The sequence below is a fragment of the Microbacterium sp. LjRoot45 genome (genome assembly GCF_964253325.1).
Classification (GTDB): domain Bacteria; phylum Actinomycetota; class Actinomycetes; order Actinomycetales; family Microbacteriaceae; genus Microbacterium.
In genome coordinates this window covers 745,538-764,907 of the sequence record NZ_CAXUQM020000001.1, presented here as the reverse complement: position 1 = coordinate 764,907, position 19,370 = coordinate 745,538, and the positions used below count along the sequence as shown (strand labels likewise).

The following is a 19,370-nucleotide window of genomic DNA, read 5'->3' as shown; positions in this document are numbered from 1 at the left end:
ACGATGACGAGCGACTCACCGACGTCCAGCGCGTACGCGGAAGACCTGCGCGTCGCGCTGGACAGCATCCCCGGGGTGCGAGACCTGTTCGGCACGCGGATCCTCGTGACCGGCGCCACCGGCATGATCTGCTCCTCCGTCGTGGATCTCCTCCTCCACATGAACCGTGAGTGGAACGCCGGCATCACCGTCTACGTCGCCGGGCGTCGCGAGCAGGAAGCCCGGAATCGATTCGCCAGCTTCGCCGACGACGAGCGCTTCGTCTTCGTGCCCTACGATGCGACCTCCGGAGACGCCGTCGAACTCGGGGCGGAGCTGGACTACATCATCCACGGGGCGAGCAACGCGAACCCCGCGCTGTACATGGAACGTCCGGTGGACACGATGCTCGCGAACATCGTCGGGCTTTCCGCCATGTTCGACCTGGGCCGTGCAACATCGGCGCGCCGCGTGCTCTACATCTCCTCCAGCGAGGTCTACGGGCAGCGTCACGGGACGGAGGCGTTCCGCGAAGACGACTTCGGCTACCTCGACATCCTCAACCGCCGGGCGGGATACCCGTCCTCCAAGCGGGCCGGTGAGTCTCTCTGCGTGGCGTACGGCATGCAGTACGGACTCGAGTCGGTCATCGTACGCCCGGGCCATATCTACGGACCTTCCATCCGGGATGCCGACAACCGCGTGTCCGCGGAGGTGACCCGTCGCGCTCTCGCCGGCGAGGACGTCATCCTCAAGAGCGCGGGGAGCCAGCTGCGGTCGTACTGCTACTCGCTGGACTGCGCGTCGGCGATCCTCACCGTGCTGCTGCGCGGTGAACCCGCCAACGCCTACAACATCTCCAATCCGCACTCCATCTGCACGGTCCGCGAGCTCGCGGAGGCGGTCGCCCACGCCGGCGGTGTCGAGGTGCGGTTCGACCTTCCCGCCGGCACGGCGACGGTCGTCCACAACCTCATGGACAACTCGTCGCTGGCATCCGACAAGCTGGAGGCACTCGGCTGGACGCCGGCGTTCGACCTCGCCCACGGCGTGGATCGGATGATGAAGGTCCTCCGCGCCGCGGACGGAACGCTGACCGTCTGAGCGACAGCGACGCGGTCACCGTCGGCGTCGCGACGCCTGCGTGACGCGCCACACGGCGCGATCGAGCGGCGAACGCCGCGCGCCTGGGGTCCGTGCTCCGGGAGGGTGCACGGCCGGGGCGAGCTCGACCGGCGCGAGCTCCCGATCGAAGCGCGCGTGAGCTTCGCCGATCGTGTGCGCAAGGCCATGTCGGTCGAGGAACGCTCGGAAGGTCGCGAGGTTGCGCCCGTGGGATGCCGTGAAGGCGTCGAAGTCGGCTCGCTCGTAGAGCCGCCTCACGTTCGCCGACTTCATCGCGGACTTGCGCGCATACGGGATCGAGTGGAACTCGGCCAACTCGCGCGTGCGAGTATCGTGGGCGATGAGGATGGCGGGTACTCCCGCCAAGAGCCCGGCGATCGTTCCGTGGATGCGGGTGCCGATGACGAGATCACGATCGCGCAGGGTGTCGATCCATGTCGTGGCGTCCACGAAGAATCTCATGCGGCCGGTGCGATAGAGCTCGTGCGACGCCGTCTCTGGCAGGTCTCGCTTCGACGCGTACGGAGTCGGGTCGCCCCACATCAGCAGAGCGAGCGCCTCGACCGTCTGCGGCACCACATAGCTGTCCGGGTACGCCGTCGTCGCGGTGCGGACGAAAGTCCCCGCGTCACGAAGGTACGGCGAGTAGGTCACGGCCAGTCGCGCATCGGGAGTGAGCTCGCGCCGCGGCGCGAGGACTCCGTCACCGCCGAAGCCATACAGCGACGGGCACCCAATGATGTCGATGGAGCGGTCGTCGAATCCGAGTGCGACGAGGAAGTCGCGGGTGAAGCCGCCACGCACGCCGATCGAGGGCGATCGATCCAGAACGGCAGACACGAAGGATCGGACGGAGTCGCGAAGCTCCGCGGGGGCGTCGGCCGCGTCGGCGCCGAGGGGGAACTGGGCTCCTACACCGATGACGCTGACCGGGATGTCGAGAAGACGGATCACGTCGGTGAGCCGGTCGAGGCGAGGCAGGAAGCTCTTGCGAAACGCGTTCGCCAGCGGGATGACGAGCCGATCGTATTCGCGGTTGAGACGTTCCGCCTCCTGCCGGGCGGAGCGTTGCTCGGTCGCGTACCCGTCCGCGAAGAGTTCGGTGCGGTCGGTGAGCAGAGCGCGCCACGCTGCCGTGTAGAACAGCATGTTGCCGGCGTTGGTCCCGAACACACCGTCCCGCCGGACAGCGAGGGACCGAGCCGCCGACATCGGCACGAGCGGATCCTTCCCCGCCCGTACGAGCACCCGCTCAGGCCGCGAGGTCATCGACTGTCGAGAGCCTCGAGCGCCTCAGCGATGGGCCCGTCGAAGACGACTCGCCCCTTCCGGATGACGATGCCCCGGCTGCACAGCTGCTTGACCTGGCCCTTGCTGTGGCTGACGACCATCATCGTCACTCCTTGGCCCGCGAGCTCTTTGAGCTTCGCGTTGCACTTGGCGCGGAACGGGGCATCGCCGACGGCGAGTACCTCGTCGACCAGCAGCACGTCGAGCGGAACATGGATGGCGACGCTGAACGCTAGACGCATGAACATACCCGAGGAGTAGTGCTTCACCTCTTGGTCGATGAAGTCCTCGATCTCGCTGAAAGCGACGATCTCGTCGAACCTGGCCTTCGTCTCCTTCTCGCTCATGCCGAGGATGGCGGCATTGAGGAAGACGTTCTCACGTCCGGTGAGCTCGGGGTGGAAGCCTGCGCCGACCTCGATGAGACCCGCCACCTTACCGCGCGTGAACACACGCCCCTCGTCGGGTTCGAGCACGCCCGAGACCAGCTTGAGCGTGGTGGACTTGCCCGACCCGTTGAGGCCCATGACGGCGACGGACTCGCCCTCGCCGATGGTGAACGACACGTCGTTGAGCGCCTGGAACTGGGTTGAGCGCACGGGGCGCCGACGCACGAGGTTGATGAAGGCATCCTTCATCGAGCGGGAACTGCGTTTGTTGAACCACTTCGAGACGTGCTCGACGACGATCCGCGGCTGGGGCTGAGAGTGGGGGGTCGTGTGCATCACAGATCCTGTGCGAAGGTGCGCTCGAAGCGGCGGAACACGAGCTGCCCGACGACCAGCGAGAAGAGGATGACCGCGATCGCGGCCAGGACGTACCAGCCGAACAGCGGCGGCCAGCCGAGGTTGGCGGGGGCCGGGTCGAGAGCCGCCACGGACGGCAGCGAACCCCAGAACGCGTGGTGGAAGAGCTCGACAGCGACCGCGAGGGGGTTCGACATGTAGATGTGGAAGAGCCACGGGATGCTCTGGGACCGTTCGTAGACCATCGCCCACGTGTAGAGGATCGGCACGGACCAGGTCGCGATCGTGCGGATGATCTCGACGACGTTGCTCGCGTCGCGGAAGCGGACGTTGACGGCGGAGAAGAACAGGCCCAGCCCGATGACGAATCCGAGGACGATGAGCACACCCGCGAGCACGAGACCGACGGATGCCAGCGACGGGAGCCACCCGAAGATCAGGCTGGCGACGATGAGGACGGCGAGCTGCGGGAGGAAGTGGGTGAACGCCCCGATGATGGCCGCCAGCGGAAAGAGCTCCCGCGGCAGGTAGATCTTCCGCACGAGGGCTTTGTTGCTGACGATCGAGCCGGTCGCCGCCGCCAGGGTCTCGTTGAAGAGGTTCACGAGGACGAGCCCGCTGAACAGATAGAGCGGGAAGTACGGAACGCTCTTGTGGAGCCCGAGGATCTGGCCGACGACCAGGTAGTAGACGAGGAACTGGACCGTGGGGCGCACGTACGACCAGAACCAGCCCAGAACCGAGTTGCGGTAGCGCAGCGAGGTGCTCTTGCCGATGAGCAGGCGCAGCAGGTAGCGGTAGCGGATGACGTCGAGGACGCCTCGCCCGCGCCCAGGGGTGTCGAAGGCGCTGTAGTCGATCTGTGTCACGGGTTTCCTAGCAGAGCGGGAGAATCCTGCCCGGATCGCAGGCCAGGCGGGCCACCGGCCATCCTAACGGAACTGCGCTGGGTCGACCCTGGATACCGCGTCTACTTCAGGTAGTCGCTGTGCACCCAACCTGTCCGCGAGCCGACCGTGACCTTCCGCCACGCACCCTGGGACGTCGTCACCGTCACCTTCGTGCCCTTTTTGAGCACCGTGATGATCTTCGCGGAGGTCGACGCACTGGAGCGCAGGTTCAGGCTCGTCGTGGTCGTCTTGACGACCTTGGTCGGGGCCACCGTCGTCAGGTACGAACCGTGCACCCAACCCGTCTTCCCGGAGACGCTGACCTTCCGCCACGCCCCGCTGGTCGCGGTGACGCTCACCTTTGTGCCCTTCTTCAGCGTGGTGATGACCTTCGCCGATGTGGATGCACTCGAACGGACATTCAACGACGTCGTCGTCTGCCGCGCGGCAGGCGTCATCTTGGTCAACGCAGACGTGGGCACCCAGGCGGTCGCGGAGCCGACCTTGACGGCGGTCCAGTTCCCGATGCCGTCCACCACGGTGACCTGCGTCCCCTTGGCGAGCTTCTTCACCGCAGTCGACGACGAGGAGGCTGCGACGCGCGACGTGACGGCGGTCTTGGTCTTCATCGTGGTGGTCGCCACAGCGGCGGGCTTCTTCGCGACGAGCTTGCTCGACGCGATCCAGCCCTTCGTGGAGCCGATCTTGACCTGGCTCCAGGTGCCCGACGTCGCCGTCACGGTCACCTTGGTGGATGTCGTGACCGACGACAGGTAGGTCGACGAGCTGGCCTTGGCACGGAGGTGCGTTGCGGCGCGGGCGTACATCGTGGTCGCGTCGGGCGCGGCCGTCGCGGTCGGGGTCGGCGTCGGCGTCGGCTTGGGAGTGGGTACCGGGGTCGTCGAGGGCGATTGGAGCGAGACGTAGGCGCTGTGCACCCAGTACGAGGAGCTGCCCACAGTGATGCGCCACCACACGTCGTACGTCGCGGTGCGCGTGTACACGGCGCCGAGCTTCACCGTGATCCGACCGGTGTCGCACGCCGTGGACGGCGCCTTCCGCGCGTTGAGGCTCGCGGTGGCGACCACCACCTTGCCGGTGGCCTTCGTGATGCTGGAGCTGGCTGGTACGGCGCACGAGCCGCCCGCGGGGGTTCCACTCGACGCGACCTTGAGCGCCGACTTCGCGGCCCACAGCGTCGAGGATCCGCTCTTGACCCGGAGCCAGGCGCCGTAGGTTCCCAGCACCGTGACGGTGGCGCCCTTCGCGAGCGAGACGGTCCCGGACGTGCACTTCGTGGTCGGCGCCTTGCGTCCGGTCGTCGCGGTGGTCACCGTCGCCGTGCCCGAGCCGGCCGTGATGTCGGCCGAGACGGGCACCGTGCAGGCCGAGACCTGGGCGGGGGTACCGGTCGAGCTCGAGGCGCCGGGAGCGAACCAGGTGACGTAGTAGTTGTAGAAGTTGCGGTTCCCGTACGTGGAGCAGCCGTCACCGGTGCCCGATCCGGCTGCCAGCGCGGCGATGTTGGGGCGGTACGGCGTGTAGATGTAGAGGTTCGCCGTGGCCTGGTTCTTGATGAACACCTTCGACGATCCGCACGAGCTCGTCGGGTGCCACTTGATGGTGTTGACCTGGCCTGCGCGGTAGTTGAACGACGTCGGGTTCTTCGTGTACACCTGCAGCTGCCGAGCACCCTTGTACACCTGGTTCACGAAGCCGGCGGCCGCCTCGTCGCACGGCGCCGTGTCGGGGCACGCCTGTCCCATGGCGGCGCGATACGACCATTCCGACGGTGCCGTCGAGGTGACGAGTCCCTGCTCCTTCTGCAGCATGACGAGGATGACCTTGGGGTTGATCCCGCAGGCCTTGGCGACCGCGGCGATGACGGCGGCAGAGGACGCGTCCTCGCGGGCGGAGATCGCCTTGCAGTAACTGTCCGCCTTCTTGGCCGGAAGATCGGTCGTGAAGTCCTTGAGGCACGCCGGACCGGTCGTGGCCTTGCACGTGGTCACACGGGCCTTCAGGAACGACTTGATCTCGGTGGCGGTCATCGAGTCGCTGTCGAAGAACTCGGCGTCGCTGATGATGAATCCGCCGTCCTGAATCGTGGACGGGAGGGCGGTGGCTGCCTGAGCGGGCGCGGGCGGTGAGAACACCAACATCCCCGCGACCAGAGAGAGGACAGCGACGACCAGCGCCGTGGGGGAAACGGCGCGACGAGGTTGCAGTCGGGGGGACATGTGACCATTGTGACGGAAGTCAACTTCCGTTACCACTCCGATTTAGGAACTCGTGCTCCGACACGCCGTTTCGAGAAGGCTCAGAGGTCGGCGTGCAACTGCCACACCCGTTCCGCCGCGCCCGCCCACGAGAACGCGCGACCGCGGTCCCCCGCGAGCACCCCCAGGCGTTCCGCAGCGGACGTCGACCCGAGCGCGGCGGTGAGCGCCTCACCCAGGGCATCCGCGTCGACCTCGGCCACGAGACCCCCCTCCGCGAGCACTTCGCGGTGCACCGCGGAGTCGACGGCGACCACGGGAACTCCGAGCCGCAGCGCTTCTACCAGCCGCCACGGGAAGGCGGAGCCGACTGCGGTGGCGACGTAGGCGACGGCGGCGCCGAAGACGGCCGCGCGGTCGTGCGGATCGAGAGCGGGACGCACGTGCACGTGCGACTCGGGGATGCCGGCAGCCGCCGCGAGCTCGGCGAGCGCCGGCTCCGACCCCTCCGGCGCGTCGAGGATGACGACGGGCAGGTCGATGGCCGCCCGCGCGACGGCGCGGAGCCCGAGCGCCAGGCCGGACGATGCGACGGGGGCACCCCTGAAGAGGACGAAGCCCTCGGGGAGCCCGAGCGCGCGACGGCGACCGATCTCGTCGGCGGGGACGCGGAACGTCTCCGGCGGGGCGCCCGCGATCACACGCACCCGGTCCCCCAGCCGTGCGAGCTCCCCCAGCCGCTGCGCGGTGGCATGCGTGGGCACGACGACCGCGTCGGCGAACTTCACGGCGCGCTTGAGCAGTGCCCGCTGTGAAGCGACGTGGGTGCGAGACATCTCGTCGGGACGCTCCCACGCATCGAGGTCCCACATGGTGACGACGGTCTGGTCGTTGTCGTGCACGCGGTCGTGGCGCACGAGGGGGGCCAGGAGCGACGGCGCGTGGATCAGCCCGCCGCCGACGCCGGTCGGCATCCCGAGCTGCCACGCCGCCGCGAGCTCGCGTCGTCCGAGCGGGAGCCGGGTCGCGGCCTCGAGTCCCGGCACGAGCGATGCGAGGTCTACGGTCTCGTCCGCACGCGCGGCGGGCGCGATCGCTTCGACGGCGCATCCGGCGGGCGCAGTGGCCACCAGCCCGCGCGCCAACTCCAGCGAGGCCGGGCCGACGTCGGACGCCGCCCCTGCCGCCGGGTCGAGCACGATGCGCAGGATCGCGGTCATGCGCCGAGCCTACTGACCGTCGTCGCCGGGCGTCGGGGTGGGCGTCGCGGGATGCAGCGTGTCGTCGACCAGTTCGTGGATGTAGGCGAAGTCCGGGTCGTCAGGGTCGATGCCGTTCTCGTGCGTGAGCTCGATGGTCGACACCTCCTGCTCCTTCGCCTTCACCGCGAGGTCGGCGAGGTAGGAGAGCATCGAGGCCGGAATGTCGGTGTGGACGATCTCGGAACCCGCCTTGGAGATGTCCTGGAACCGCGTGAGCACTGTCGCGGGAGTGAACTGATCCAGGATCGCCGCTTGGAGCTGACGCTGACGCTTCATGCGGTCGTAGTCGCTCGTCGTGTAGCGCGAACGGGCGTACCACTGGGCGGTGTCGCCGTCCATGTGCTGCGCACCGGCTTCGATCCATCCCTTGATCCCCGACAGCGAACCGTCGGCGTTCTTGTGCAGCGCGCCCGTGGGGAGCCGCTCGGCGACGGTGATGTCGACACCGCCGAGCGCGTCGATGAGAGCGGCGAAGCCGTCCATGTCCACGAAGACGAAGTAGGGGATCTCGATGCCGAGCACGCCCTCTGCGGCGTCGCGCGTCGCCTCGATCCCGGGCGTGGAGCCGATCGCCGCGGCATCCGGGTACATCGCGTCCCCGTCCAGGCACAGCCCGACCTCGGTGTTGAGCTGATTGATCTTGTTGTCCCACCCGCAGGTGGCGTCGGCGTGGCCCTCGTGGCCGTTCGGATACCGCTCCTGCATGGGCCCGTCGGAGAACGGCACGTTGCGCATGTCGCGCGGGATGCCGGTGATGGTGACGGCACCGGAATCGGCGTTCACCGACACCACCGAGATGCTGTCGAACAGCATGTGGTCGCGCCCTCCGCCACTGTCGGCACCGAGCAGGAGGAAGTTGTAATAGCCGTCGGAGGGGGGGACGCTCGGTCCGCCGCCGAAGACGGTCGAGATGGCGTCGCGCGCGGAACCGGCGACCTGCGAGGCGTACACGGCGCTTCCCGAGGACACGACGACGAGCGCGACGGCGAGGGCCGCGATCCCGACTCGGGCGCGCGGACGCGTCTTGACGAGACGCACGAGACGGAGGGTGTCGATCGTCAGCACGATCCACAGGACGGCATAGGCCAGCAGAATCACCTGGGCCACGAGGAGGACGAACCAGTTGGCGAGGATCGACACGAGCGACGTCCAGGAGAGGGCGGCGAGCACCACCAGCACGACGACGAGCGCCCAGAGCGCGAGCGTCGAGACGAGCCCGACGCGGCCGAGGCGACGGTGCCCGGCGAGGGTCTGCGCGGAGCCGGGGAGCAGGAAGTTGAGCACGACGAGCCACCAGGCGCGCCGGGTCATGACGGCGGGCGACGAGGTGTCGGGTGTCCGCAGCGAGTGCGCATTCCACAGTGCCGACGGCATCGCCGCCCGCCCTGCAGCAGGCGCGGCACTCCGCCGCGGCGGGCTGGCGATGCTCACAACGAGTCCTTCAGGCGTCGGTTCTTCTCCTCGACCTGTTGCTCCAGATCGCGCGCGTACTCCTCGACCTGTCCGGCGACGGCGGGGTCACCGGCCCCGAGGATGCGCGCGGCGAGCAGACCCGCGTTCTTCGCGCCGTTGATCGAGACGGTGGCCACGGGGATGCCGGCCGGCATCTGCACGATGCTCAGCAGCGAGTCCATGCCGTCGAGGGTGGCGAGCTGCACGGGAACACCGATGACGGGGAGAGCCGTGACGGAGGCGAGCATGCCCGGCAGATGGGCGGCGCCGCCGGCTCCGGCGATGATGACGCGCAGGCCGCGGCCCCGAGCCTCGCGCCCGTAGCGCAGGAGCTTGTCGGGGGTGCGGTGCGCCGAGACGACCTCGACCTCATGGGCGATGCCGAAGTCGGTGAGGACCTGCGACGCGTCGCTCATGACCCGCCAGTCCGAATCGGAGCCCATGACGACGCCGACCAGCGGCGCAGCGGAGGAGTGAAGGGGTCGAGTCACCCGACCAGGCTAGGTGTCGCGCCTGGAAAGTCGCCGGAACGGCGCGCCTTCCGGTGCGGTCAGTCCTCGAAGAACGCGGCCGCGGCGCGGGCCTCGTAGACCACGGCGTCGAGTTCGTCGCCGCTGACGTTCACGTGCCCGACCTTGCGGCCCGGGCGCGGCGCCTTGCCGTAGGTGTGGACCTTGGCGGCGGGGTGGGCAGCCAGCACCGCGGGGAACCGGCTTTCGAGCGAGTCCGCGGCGGGACCGCCGAGGATGTTGACCATCGCCGACCAGCGCGCCCGCGGCGACGGGTCGCCGAGGGGGAGGTCGAGAACAGCGCGGACGTGCTGCTCGAACTGGCCGGTGACAGCACCGTCCTGACTCCAGTGACCGCTGTTGTGCGGACGCATGGCGAGCTCGTTGACGAGGAGCCGCTCATCGGTCGTCTCGAACAGCTCCACCGCGAGCATGCCCGTGACGCCGAGCCCTTCGGCGATCGCGCGACCGATCTCCGCCGCGACATCGGCGACGCGCCCCGCCCCGTGGGGCGCGGGAGCGATGACCTCCGCGCACACCCCATCGCGCTGCACGGTCTCGACCACGGGGTAGGCGACGGCATCCCCCGAGGGACGGCGGGCGACCTGCTGGGCGAGCTCGCGCGTGAAGTCCACGAGCTCCTCCACCAGCAACGCGCCGCCGGGCTCCAGCGCAGCGATCCAGTCGGTCGCGTCGGCGGCGGAGCGCACGACGCGCACGCCCTTGCCGTCGTAGCCGCCGCGCGGCGTCTTCACGACACCGCGCCCCTCGTGCGCGTCGAGGAAGCGCTGCAGGGCGTCGAGGTCTGCCACGGCGGCCCAGTCGGGCTGCGGCATCCCGAGCTCTTCGAGCCGGGCGCGCATGCGCAGCTTGTCCTGCGCGTACTGGAGCGCATCGGGTCCGGGGTGGACGGCGACGCCATCGGCCACGAGGGCGCGCAGCACCTCCTGGGGCACGTGCTCGTGGTCGAAGGTCAGCACGTCGACGTCGCGCGCGAAGGCGCGGACGGTCTCGAGGTCGCGGTAGTCGCCGACGGCGGTGGCGGCGAGCGCCGCCGACATGCCGACGTCCTCGGCGAGCACGCTCACCTGCAGACCGAGCTCGACTGCGGGGGCGATCATCATCCGCGCGAGCTGACCGCCACCGACGATTCCGACCTTGACGGGCATGACTCCCTCTCCTGGAGGGCCGCCCCTCCCCTGAGCCACCATCTTTCCAGGTCGGCACCGTGGCCGGCGACGCCCGTCGCCCGTCGCCCGGCCGCCCGCAGCGGCTCGCGTCAGGAGCGCTCCCCGGCGGATGCCGTCGCGCCGTCGCGGTGGGCGAGGATCTGACTGATCTCCACCTGGTCGGCGAGCGTCTCGTGCACGAGGCGCACGGCGGGGATGTCGATCATCCGCAGCGGTGCGTCGACGCCGTTCGCGAGCGCGAGAGTGCCCGCGCCCCACAGCCGCTGCAGCGGGCCCCGCTTCTCGGAGATCGTGTAGCCGCGGGCGTGGGAGACCTCCCGCCGCGCCCTGCTGACGAAGCCGGACTGTTCGACGACGCGACGTGTCGTGATCGTGTAGGTGTGCGAGAGCCACGCGACGTAGGGCAGGACGACGAGCAGGAGCACCACGAGACCGGCGGCGGCCCACAGCATCCAGTCCTCGAACGGTGCGGGGAGGTTGCCCGTGAAGTAGCCCACGGCACCGGCCACCGCCACCAGCACGAGTACCGACCACCCGAGGTGACGCGCGTGCCGACGCAGCCTCACGAGGCGCAACTCGGGCGCAGCGGCCCCCGGGGCCGGCGTCAGCGGCCGTCCGGAGTACGGAGTCGGCTGGGTCACTGGTCCATTGTGACCGAGGCCCCCGACACCGCCGAGTCGGCGCGCCGGGCGGTGACGCCGCGCGGTGGCGTCAGCTGCGCCCCGGGCGGACGTGCACGACGTCGCCGGCCGAGACGACCGACTCGGTGCCCTCGTGCGACACGACCAGCCGCCCCTCGGCATCCAGCCGCTCGGCACGTCCCTCGAGGCGGGAGCCGTCGGGGAGGGAGACGGTCACGTCGACCCCGAGGGTCTCGCACACCTCGGAGATCCGTTCGCGTGCGCCGTCGGCGCCGTCCACCGCGAGGGAGGCGATGCCGTCGCGGAGGGCCGTCAGGTAGTCGGCGACGAGTCGGTCCTCGTCGACGTCGCGACCGAGGTCGGCGAAGGAGGTCGCCGTCGGTACCGGGAGGTCGGCCCGCGTCATCGTCGTGTTCACTCCCGCGCCGACGACGACCCGGTACGGATCGTCGGGCAGGACTTCGACGAGGATGCCGCTGATCTTCAACCCGCCGACGAGCACGTCGTTGGGCCACTTCAGGGTCGCGATGAGCCCCGTGAGCTGGTCCGCGACCGCGTGGCGCATCGCCTCACCCGCCACGAGGGGGACCCAGCCGCGATCGGCGTGCGCGACCGCGCCGATGTCCAGGAGCACGGAGATCGCGAGCGCCGTTCCCGGGGGCGCCGTCCACGCGCGGTCGAGACGCCCGCGCCCCGCGCGCTGGTCGCGCGTGAGGAGCACCGACAGGTGAGGGTGCCCCGCCGGGTCGGCGGCGGCGTCGGCGAGCAGCTGCGCGTTGGTGGAGTCGACGGTCTCGATCACCTGCAGCCTGGGCGACACGGCGGCGGCGAGCGGATACCCGGATGGAAGAATCGACATGACGGCAACGATACGTGGCTGGGCGACTCCGACAACGGTCGACGCCGCGCGTTGTGGCCGTCTGCCAACGCGGTCGCTGTCGCGCTCGCTAGGGTGGAACGCGTGACCGACCAGCCCGACCTGTCCACGACCGCCGGCAAGATCGCCGATCTCCGTGCGCGCTTCCAGGAAGCCGTCCTCGATGCCGAGGCCGTCGCCCAGGAGAAGCAGCACGCGAAGGGGAAGGGCACGGCGCGTGAGCGCATCGAGCAGCTCGTCGACCCCGGGAGCTTCGTCGAACTCGACGAGTACGTGCGCCACCGCACGAGCGCCTTCGGCATGGACCGGTCCCGGCCCTACGGAGACTCCGTCGTCACCGGTGTCGGCACGATCCACGGCCGCACCGTCGCCGTCTACTCGCAAGACTTCTCGACCTTCGGCGGCTCGCTCGGCGAGGTCGCCGGCGACAAGATCATCAAGGTCATGGAGTTCGCCCTCCGCGGCGGCATGCCCATCGTCGGCATCCTCGACTCGGGCGGCGCCCGCATCCAGGAAGGTGTCGTCGCCCTCGGGAAGTACGGCGAGATCTTCCGCCTGAACACGGCGGCGTCCGGCGTCATCCCCCAGATCTCGATCATCATGGGCCCGGCAGCGGGCGGCGCCGTCTACTCCCCCGCCCTCACCGACTTCGTCGTCATGGTGGACAAGACGAGCCAGATGTTCGTCACCGGTCCCGACGTCATCAAGACCGTCACCGGCGAGGACGTCGGCATGGAGGAGCTCGGCGGCGCGTACACGCACAACACCCGATCGGGCGTCGCGCACTACCTCGCGGAAGACGAAGAGGACGCGATCGACTACGTCCGGACGATGCTCGGCTTCCTCCCCGACAACAACATGGCCGAGATCCCCGACTACGAGCACGCGTTCGAGTTCGAGACGACGGATGCCGATCGCGTGCTCAACACGATCATCCCCGACTCCCCCAACCAGCCGTACGACATCCACGAGGTCATCTCCCACATCACCGACGGTGGCGAGTTCCTCGAGGTGCAACCGCTGTTCGCGCCGAACATCGTCATCGGATTCGGGCGGGTCGAAGGGCGATCGGTCGGCATCATCGCCAACCAGCCCTCTCAGATGGCGGGCACGCTCAACATCGAGGCGGGCGAGAAGGCGAGCCGCTTCGTGCGCTTCTGCGACGCGTTCTCGATTCCGATCGTCACCCTCGTCGACGTTCCGGGCTACCTCCCCGGAACCGACCAGGAGTGGACCGGCGTCATCCGTCGCGGCGCGAAGCTGCTCTACGCGTACGCCGAGGCGACCGTGCCGCTCGTGACCGTCATCCTCCGGAAGGCGTACGGGGGCGCCTACATCGTGATGGGGTCGAAGCAGCTCGGCGCCGACGTGAACCTCGCCTGGCCCACCGCGGAGATCGCGGTGATGGGCGGGCAGGGCGCCGTCAACATCCTCTACCGCGGCGAGATCAAGAAGGCCGAGGAGGCCGGCGAAGACGTCGCCGCCGTCCGCACCCGTCTCGCGAACGAGTACACCTACAACGTGGCATCGCCGTTCCTGGCGGCCGAACGCGGTGAGCTCGACGGCATCATCGAACCCGCTGCGACCCGCGTCGCGATCGCAAAGGCTCTCCGCGCCCTGCGCGGAAAGCGCGCGAGCCTTCCCGCCAAGAAGCACGGGAACATCCCGCTGTGACCGGGGCGGACGGCGTGCCGGTGGGCGACACCTCGGCCGAGGGAGCGGCGCTGCGGATCGACGTGCTGCGCGGTAACCCGACGCCCGAGGAGCTCGCGGCCGCGGTCGCCGTCGTCAGCGAGTCGTACCGCTCGGAGGCCGCGGCGGCCGTCGCCGACGAAGGGCGTCGTCGTTCGGCGTGGGAGATCTCCGCTCGGTCGCTCCGGCAGCCCTTGCGTCACGAGGTCGGCTGGGGTCGATTCTCGGGCTGACCGCCGTCGTTCGGGCCGCGCCGGGAGATGTCCCCCAAAATACCTACAGACATCCCGCACCCTCCGCCGCACACTAGAACTGCTGGAACGCTTCTGCGTTCGGTCGGTCCGCTCTCAGAGCTCAGGCCGGCCAGCGAGTCGGTTTTCGGGTAACCGCTCGCGCAGGCGAGGGGCGGGCGGCTTCGCCGCCCCTCGCCTCCCTCCCCCTCACGGCGCCAGGCAGCACAGTCCTGGGCCTCACGGTGCTAGGCCTCGGTGCTGGTCCTCAGGGCGCGTCGGCGTCAGCGGGCCATCGGATCTCGTGCCAGAGGTCGACCACGTCCTCGCCGTCCGGGTCGTCCTCACTGCGCGATCGACCGACGACGGTGACGGCGATGCTCTCGTGCTGCGACGTGCGGATGAAGACGCGCTCCGACCGCGCATCGGCGAGCGCCTGGGCGAGCTGGGTGCGGATCGCGGTCAGCTGCGTCTCCTCGACACCGTCGAGACCGCCCTCGTCGAGCATCGTGACCTCGGTGCCGCGTCGACGCACGGTCTCCAGCTGCAGCCGCACCGCGTCGTCGAGCAGCCGACGCCCGCGGAGCTCGTCACGCAGCCGCCCCTCGGACAGCCGGGCCAGTGCGCGCTCGTCGTCGTCGAGGACGCCCCCCGTCTCGATGACGCGCGTGAGGACGGGACCGGCCAGCGCGATCGCGCGCTGAACCGTCACGCGCCGCTCCCGCCGCCGTCCCGACTGCGATGCCAGCCATTCCGACGAGGACCGCTGGAGCTCGGTCAGCTCCGCGGTGTCGCGCGCGGCGCGCGCCATGAGCCCGGTGACCAGCTGGGCGATGCCCACCCAGACGACCGCGCCGACAGCGCCGAGGGAGAGAGCGCTGACGATGCCGATCCAGAAGCTGCCGGAGACGGCCAGGATGACGACGCCGATCCACGCCGCCCACACCCGGCGGCGGACGACGAGGATCGCCAGCAGCGCACTGATGCCGCCCAGTCCCCATGTGGCCCACGTCTGCAGGCGCACGTCGTCGCCCGCGGCGAACCAGGTGACGTTCGGCACCAGCACGGCCGCGAGCAGCGCGAGCGCCGTCAGCCAGAGAGGCAGCGGGGTCGTGCCCGAGCCCCAGAAGATGCAGAGCCACACCGTCACGAGGTACAGGGCGATCATGGCGACCATGAGCAGCGGCTGCTGCGGGGTCGAGGTCCAGAACATCCCGCCCACGGCGAGGTAGGCGGTGAACGCGACACCGAGGGCGGACAGCGCCGATCTCAGCGAGGCCTTCATGACGGCCGCTCCCAGTACAGGGCGACCCGCGTGCCGGTCGGGTCGCTCTCGATGCGCGACGTGCCCGCCACCGCAGCGACGCGCGCCGAGATCGAGCCGCGGATGCCGAGGCGGTCATCCGGCACGGCATCCGGATCGAACCCGGGCCCCTCGTCGGCGATGAGGATCTCGACGTGAAGGTCTCCCGCGGCGGCCTCGACGCGCAGCCCCTTGCCGCCGGCGTGCTCGACCGAGTTGGCGACGGCCTGCGTCGTGGCCAGCACGAGAGCACGGGCAACGCGGCCGGGAAGCGACCAGTCGTGCGCGTCGACCGTGCCGCGCACCCTCGGCCCGCCCGCGTCGGACGAGGCACGGTCCAGGTCGGCGACGAAGGATGCCAGGGGCACCGGCGCGTCGGAGCCCTCGCCGGCATCCTGATCGACGTTCGCGAGACGGGTAAGGGCCTCTCGTGCCATCGACACCGCGAGCGACCGTTCGCGCGGTGTCCGGGCGCGTTCGGCAGCGATGAGGGCGGCCAGGACGCTGTCGTGCATGAGCGCTGCCACGGCGACCCGTTCGCGCTCGGACGCGTCGGCGGCTGCCGCGGCGGCGTAGGAGCCGACGGCATCCCGCCGGGCCGTGTCCATCTGCACCGCGACGCTGCGCAGCATCCAGCCCAGCACGACGAAGACCGCCGCGAGGATGATGGCGAACACTACGTCGAGGATGGTCGCCCGCAGCGCATCGGGCCCCACCTGCACGATCCGCACGATGCCGTACAGCAGGGGGATGAAAAGGGCCCACACGATCTGCAGGGGCATCGAGAAGGCGAGGACGGCCGCGACGGTGCCGACGTTGAGCAGGAACCAGATCCACGGCGCGGACGTGCCGGCGGCGTCGCGACCGGCGGTGGCGATCGGCCAGGCCAGCAGCACGAGGGGGAACACGACGGCGAAGACCCCGGCGCACGCGCGGGTCGCGAGCCCCGTGGAACTGGCGACGACCATGAGGATCAGGGGGACGAACACGGCCACCACGAGAGTCACTCGCCACAGCGGACCCTCCTGGGTGGAGGTCAGGGCGTTCAGGAACGCCTGCGCCCCCAGGACCGAGCAGCCGAAACCGACGACGACGCCGAGAATGCGTTCGATGCGCGCCTGCGAGAACCGCTCGCTTCCGGCAGCCGCAGCCTCACCGGGGGGAAGGACCGGCCGGAGCGAGACGGCTCCGGACGGCAGCTCAGACGTCACTCTCGTCCTCAGCGACGAGACCGTCCTCCATGGCGCGGCGGAGCAGGTCGACCTTCGTCGGCGCGGGACGCCCGACGTCGATGTACTTCACGCGCACGCGCGTGATGTTCTCCTTCGCCGTCGAGTACGCGATCCCGAGCCGATCGGCCACCGCCTTGAGGGGCAGGCCCGTGGCGTACAGCCGGAGCACGTCGCGCTCGCGGGCCGACAGCTGCGCGTCGGCGAAAGCCCGGTCGCCGTCGACGGCGCTGGCCCACTCGACGTTGTCGAGGGGCTCTCCTCGGGCGACGATGCGGATCGCCCGGATGACGTCGTCGATGCGCGACGACTTGCTGACCACACCCGCCGCCCCTGCGGCGAGCGCCTCGCGGACGGCGGCCGGCCGATCGGCGACGCTGTGGATGATCACCTCGGAGCCGTCGCGCGTGAGTCGAAGGACGTTCTCCGTGACGGTGGTGCCGTCGCCGAGCGTGAGGTCGAGCACGACGACGTCGGCAGGTCCCGCGTGGGAGAGCACGCGCCACTTCATGTACTCGGTGACGGTGTCGCCGGAGAAGACGACGTCCTTCTCGGGCTCGCGGGCGCATGCGGCCTCGAGCCCCAGGCGCACGGATTCGTGGTCGTCGATGAACGCCACCCGAGTCATGGGGCCAGCCTAACGAGCCACACCCTCACTAGTGAGGAGGACAAGCCCTTCAACATGATGAGAATGCGGGAACAGGTCGAACCCGTGGACCGCCGACGCGTGATAGCCGCGGGCGGCGAACGTGCCGAGATCGCGGGCGAGCGCGACAGGATCGCACGCGACGTAGGCCACGTGCGCCGGTCGGAGCTCGACGATGTGCTCGACGACGTCACGCCCCGCTCCCGCGCGCGGCGGATCGAGCACCACGACTCCCGCACGCAGTCGCGCGCGCTCCGCGGCGGACGCGGATGCCGTGAGGCTCCGCAGCCAGCGGTCGACGCGCCCCGTCTCCGCGCGTGCGCCCACCCATTCCGCCAGGTTCTCGCCGGCGTGCTCCGTCGCCCGGGGATCGGACTCTACGGTCGTGACACGGGTGGCCGGCCCGCCCGCGTCGCCGATGGCGGCGGCGAGGAGCCCCACCCCGCCGTACAGGTCGAGATGCCACGCGTCGGGATCGACGACGTCTCCGGCCAGGAGTTCGCCGAGCGCCGCCGTGAGGGTGTGCGCCGCAGCGCGGTGCACCTGCCAGAACCCGCCCGCGTCGACGCGGAACTCCCGCCCCGCGACCCGCTCTACGACGGTCTCGCGCGCGGCGGGGTCGATCGGCGCGGCCGGTGTCCCGCCGCGGCGAGGACCCCGGCGCGGTCGCCGGTCGGCGGCGTGGGGGCGCGCGATGACGCGCACGCGTCCGTCGGCGGGGACGACGAAGTCCAGCCGGCCCGGTGCGGCGTCACGCGGCTCACGGACGGCGGCGGCGATCTCGTGGACGGCCAGCGGCAGCTCCGTCGTCGGGATGACACGGTGGCTGCGTGCCGCATAGGGCCCGATCCGGCCGTCGCCATCGACGTGGACGCTGACGCGCGTGCGCCAGCCCGCGCCGTCCTCCGCCGCCGGCTCCCCGGGGAGGGGACGAGCCGCGGCGACGGTGACGGGAAGCTCCAGCCCGCCGATGCGCTGCAGCGCGTCGCGGATGACCTGCGTCTTGAGCGTGCGCTGGTGATCGAGGTCGATGTGTCCGAAGTCGGCTCCCCCGGGGCGGTTCTCGGGCGCGACGTCGACGTCGGCCTGCGCCCAGACGTGTGGGCGTCGATGCGGGGATGCCGAGAGCACCTCGAGCACCTCGCCGCGCCAGTACGACGCCTTCCCGGTCTCGGTCAGACGCACCCGGACGCGCTCGCCCGGGATCGCGTCCGGGACGAACACGACCCGTCCGCCGCGGTCAGCGCTGTCCTCATCCTGGTGGCGTCCCACGAAGACGCCGCCGTGCGCGACGTCGGTGACGTCCAGTTCGATCTCGTTCGCGGGCATCCTCCGACTCTCCCACATGCGAGATCGACGGCGCCCGGGCTCGATAGCGTGAAGACATGCGCGTCTGCCTCGCCTCCACGTCCCCGGCCCGTCTCATGCTGCTGCGGCAGGCCGGGATCGAGCCACTCGCGCGCGCGCCGCGCGTCGACGAGGAGGCCGTGATCGCGGAGATCGAGACCCGCGAGGGCCGCGTCCTCCCGCCGGACGAGCACGTCCTTCTGCTGGCGCGCCGCAAGGCCGCCGACGTCGTGGCGAGCTTGACGCACGAAGAGGAGGGCTTCGAGGGGATCGTCATCGGCGGCGACTCCATGTTCGAGCTCGACGGTGAGGTGCTCGGAAAGCCGTACACGGCCGATGCGGCCACGGCCCGCTGGCAGGCGATGCGCGGGCGCACCGGCATCCTCCACTCCGGGCACAGCGTGTATCGCGTGCGACCGGGCCGTGCACCGGAGGAGGCGCACGCCGTCGCCGCCGCCTCGGTCACGTTCGCCGACGACGTGACCGACCGCGAGATCGCGGACTACGTCGCCTCGGGTGAACCGCTGCTGGTGGCCGGCGCGTTCACGGTCGACAGCCTGGGCGGAGCGTTCATCACGCGTGTCGACGGCGATCCCTCCACCGTCGTGGGCATGTCGCTCTCGACGGTGCGGCGATTGACCAGCGAACTCGGGGTCCCGTGGACGTCGCTGTGGAACCGCCCCACCGCCGGGTGACCGAGCCATCGTAGACTCCCGCACACGTTTCCGCGGCGATCTTGTGCG

General features: G+C 70.1%; 18 protein-coding genes. 4 read left to right on the top strand and 14 right to left on the bottom strand.

Annotated features, from left to right (window positions below; genetic code table 11):
* The first annotated feature begins 3 nt into the window (after positions 1 to 3).
* Positions 4 to 1,083 (top strand): NAD-dependent epimerase/dehydratase family protein, encoded by a 1,080-nt coding sequence (locus tag ACSQ18_RS03425; RefSeq protein WP_436035735.1) that lies wholly within the window; start codon positions 4 to 6, stop codon positions 1,081 to 1,083.
* A gap of 15 nt (positions 1,084 to 1,098) precedes the next feature.
* On the opposite strand, the gene ACSQ18_RS03420 is transcribed toward ACSQ18_RS03425, so the two are convergent.
* The 10 genes from ACSQ18_RS03420 to ACSQ18_RS03375 all read right to left on the bottom strand — a co-directional run bounded on the left by ACSQ18_RS03420 (position 1,099) and on the right by ACSQ18_RS03375 (position 12,162).
* Entirely contained in the window at positions 1,099 to 2,373 is a 1,275-nt protein-coding gene (locus ACSQ18_RS03420) for a polysaccharide pyruvyl transferase family protein (RefSeq protein WP_436035733.1), read from the bottom strand.
* Complete coding sequence (locus tag ACSQ18_RS03415; protein WP_436035732.1) at positions 2,370 to 3,119, bottom strand: ABC transporter ATP-binding protein; 750 nt, start codon at positions 3,117 to 3,119, stop codon at positions 2,370 to 2,372. Before ACSQ18_RS03415 ends, ACSQ18_RS03420 begins: the two co-directional genes overlap by 4 nt.
* Positions 3,119 to 4,009 carry an ABC transporter permease gene (locus ACSQ18_RS03410; RefSeq protein WP_301039456.1) on the bottom strand — a complete coding sequence of 297 codons (891 nt, stop codon included), beginning with the start codon at positions 4,007 to 4,009 and terminating at the stop codon, positions 3,119 to 3,121. Before ACSQ18_RS03410 ends, ACSQ18_RS03415 begins: the two co-directional genes overlap by 1 nt.
* Positions 4,010 to 4,110: 101 nt before the next feature.
* Positions 4,111 to 6,270 (bottom strand): SH3 domain-containing protein, encoded by a 2,160-nt coding sequence (locus tag ACSQ18_RS03405; RefSeq protein ID WP_436035729.1) that lies wholly within the window; start codon positions 6,268 to 6,270, stop codon positions 4,111 to 4,113.
* Between the two features lie 80 nt (positions 6,271 to 6,350).
* A complete protein-coding gene (locus ACSQ18_RS03400) occupies positions 6,351 to 7,469 on the bottom strand; it encodes a glycosyltransferase (RefSeq protein ID WP_436035728.1) in 1,119 nt (372 codons plus the stop codon).
* 9 nt (positions 7,470 to 7,478) lie between these two features.
* Complete coding sequence (locus tag ACSQ18_RS03395) at positions 7,479 to 8,885, bottom strand: LCP family protein (RefSeq protein ID WP_436035726.1); 1,407 nt, start codon at positions 8,883 to 8,885, stop codon at positions 7,479 to 7,481.
* A gap of 53 nt (positions 8,886 to 8,938) precedes the next feature.
* Complete coding sequence (purE, locus tag ACSQ18_RS03390; protein WP_144809118.1) at positions 8,939 to 9,406, bottom strand: 5-(carboxyamino)imidazole ribonucleotide mutase; 468 nt, start codon at positions 9,404 to 9,406, stop codon at positions 8,939 to 8,941.
* 107 nt (positions 9,407 to 9,513) lie between these two features.
* The gene (locus ACSQ18_RS03385; protein ID WP_436035724.1) at positions 9,514 to 10,641 is read right to left on the bottom strand and encodes a 5-(carboxyamino)imidazole ribonucleotide synthase; all 1,128 of its coding nucleotides are present in this window, start codon (positions 10,639 to 10,641) and stop codon (positions 9,514 to 9,516) included.
* 110 nt (positions 10,642 to 10,751) lie between these two features.
* A complete protein-coding gene (locus ACSQ18_RS03380; protein ID WP_436035722.1) occupies positions 10,752 to 11,303 on the bottom strand; it encodes a PH domain-containing protein in 552 nt (183 codons plus the stop codon).
* Positions 11,304 to 11,373: 70 nt separating this feature from the next.
* Positions 11,374 to 12,162: a biotin--[acetyl-CoA-carboxylase] ligase gene (locus tag ACSQ18_RS03375; protein WP_436035720.1), complete on the bottom strand. Its 789-nt coding sequence runs from the start codon at positions 12,160 to 12,162 to the stop codon at positions 11,374 to 11,376.
* Between the two features lie 102 nt (positions 12,163 to 12,264).
* Between ACSQ18_RS03375 and ACSQ18_RS03370 the strand changes: the two genes are divergently transcribed.
* Together ACSQ18_RS03370 and ACSQ18_RS03365 are read left to right on the top strand one after the other, a co-directional pair.
* Entirely contained in the window at positions 12,265 to 13,854 is a 1,590-nt protein-coding gene (locus ACSQ18_RS03370) for an acyl-CoA carboxylase subunit beta (protein WP_436035718.1), read from the top strand.
* Positions 13,851 to 14,105: an acyl-CoA carboxylase subunit epsilon gene (locus ACSQ18_RS03365; RefSeq protein ID WP_436035717.1), complete on the top strand. Its 255-nt coding sequence runs from the start codon at positions 13,851 to 13,853 to the stop codon at positions 14,103 to 14,105. The genes ACSQ18_RS03370 and ACSQ18_RS03365 overlap by 4 nt, the downstream gene beginning before the upstream one ends.
* Before the next feature lie 265 nt (positions 14,106 to 14,370).
* Here the strand turns inward: ACSQ18_RS03365 and ACSQ18_RS03360 are convergent, their stop codons facing one another.
* The 4 genes from ACSQ18_RS03360 to ACSQ18_RS03345 are packed head-to-tail and all read right to left on the bottom strand — an operon-like array spanning position 14,371 to position 18,609.
* The gene (locus ACSQ18_RS03360; RefSeq protein WP_436035716.1) at positions 14,371 to 15,387 is read right to left on the bottom strand and encodes a hypothetical protein; all 1,017 of its coding nucleotides are present in this window, start codon (positions 15,385 to 15,387) and stop codon (positions 14,371 to 14,373) included.
* A complete protein-coding gene (locus tag ACSQ18_RS03355) occupies positions 15,384 to 16,616 on the bottom strand; it encodes a sensor histidine kinase (protein WP_436035715.1) in 1,233 nt (410 codons plus the stop codon). The genes ACSQ18_RS03360 and ACSQ18_RS03355 overlap by 4 nt, the downstream gene beginning before the upstream one ends.
* A complete protein-coding gene (locus ACSQ18_RS03350) occupies positions 16,606 to 17,262 on the bottom strand; it encodes a response regulator transcription factor (RefSeq protein WP_436035714.1) in 657 nt (218 codons plus the stop codon). The genes ACSQ18_RS03355 and ACSQ18_RS03350 overlap by 11 nt, the downstream gene beginning before the upstream one ends.
* A gap of 9 nt (positions 17,263 to 17,271) precedes the next feature.
* Positions 17,272 to 18,609, bottom strand: coding sequence for a class I SAM-dependent RNA methyltransferase (locus ACSQ18_RS03345; RefSeq protein ID WP_436035713.1), 1,338 nt, complete (start codon positions 18,607 to 18,609; stop codon positions 17,272 to 17,274).
* 56 nt (positions 18,610 to 18,665) lie between these two features.
* On the opposite strand from ACSQ18_RS03345, the gene ACSQ18_RS03340 reads away from it, so the two are divergent.
* The gene (locus ACSQ18_RS03340) at positions 18,666 to 19,322 is read left to right on the top strand and encodes a Maf family protein (RefSeq protein WP_436035712.1); all 657 of its coding nucleotides are present in this window, start codon (positions 18,666 to 18,668) and stop codon (positions 19,320 to 19,322) included.
* Positions 19,323 to 19,370 lie beyond the last annotated feature (48 nt).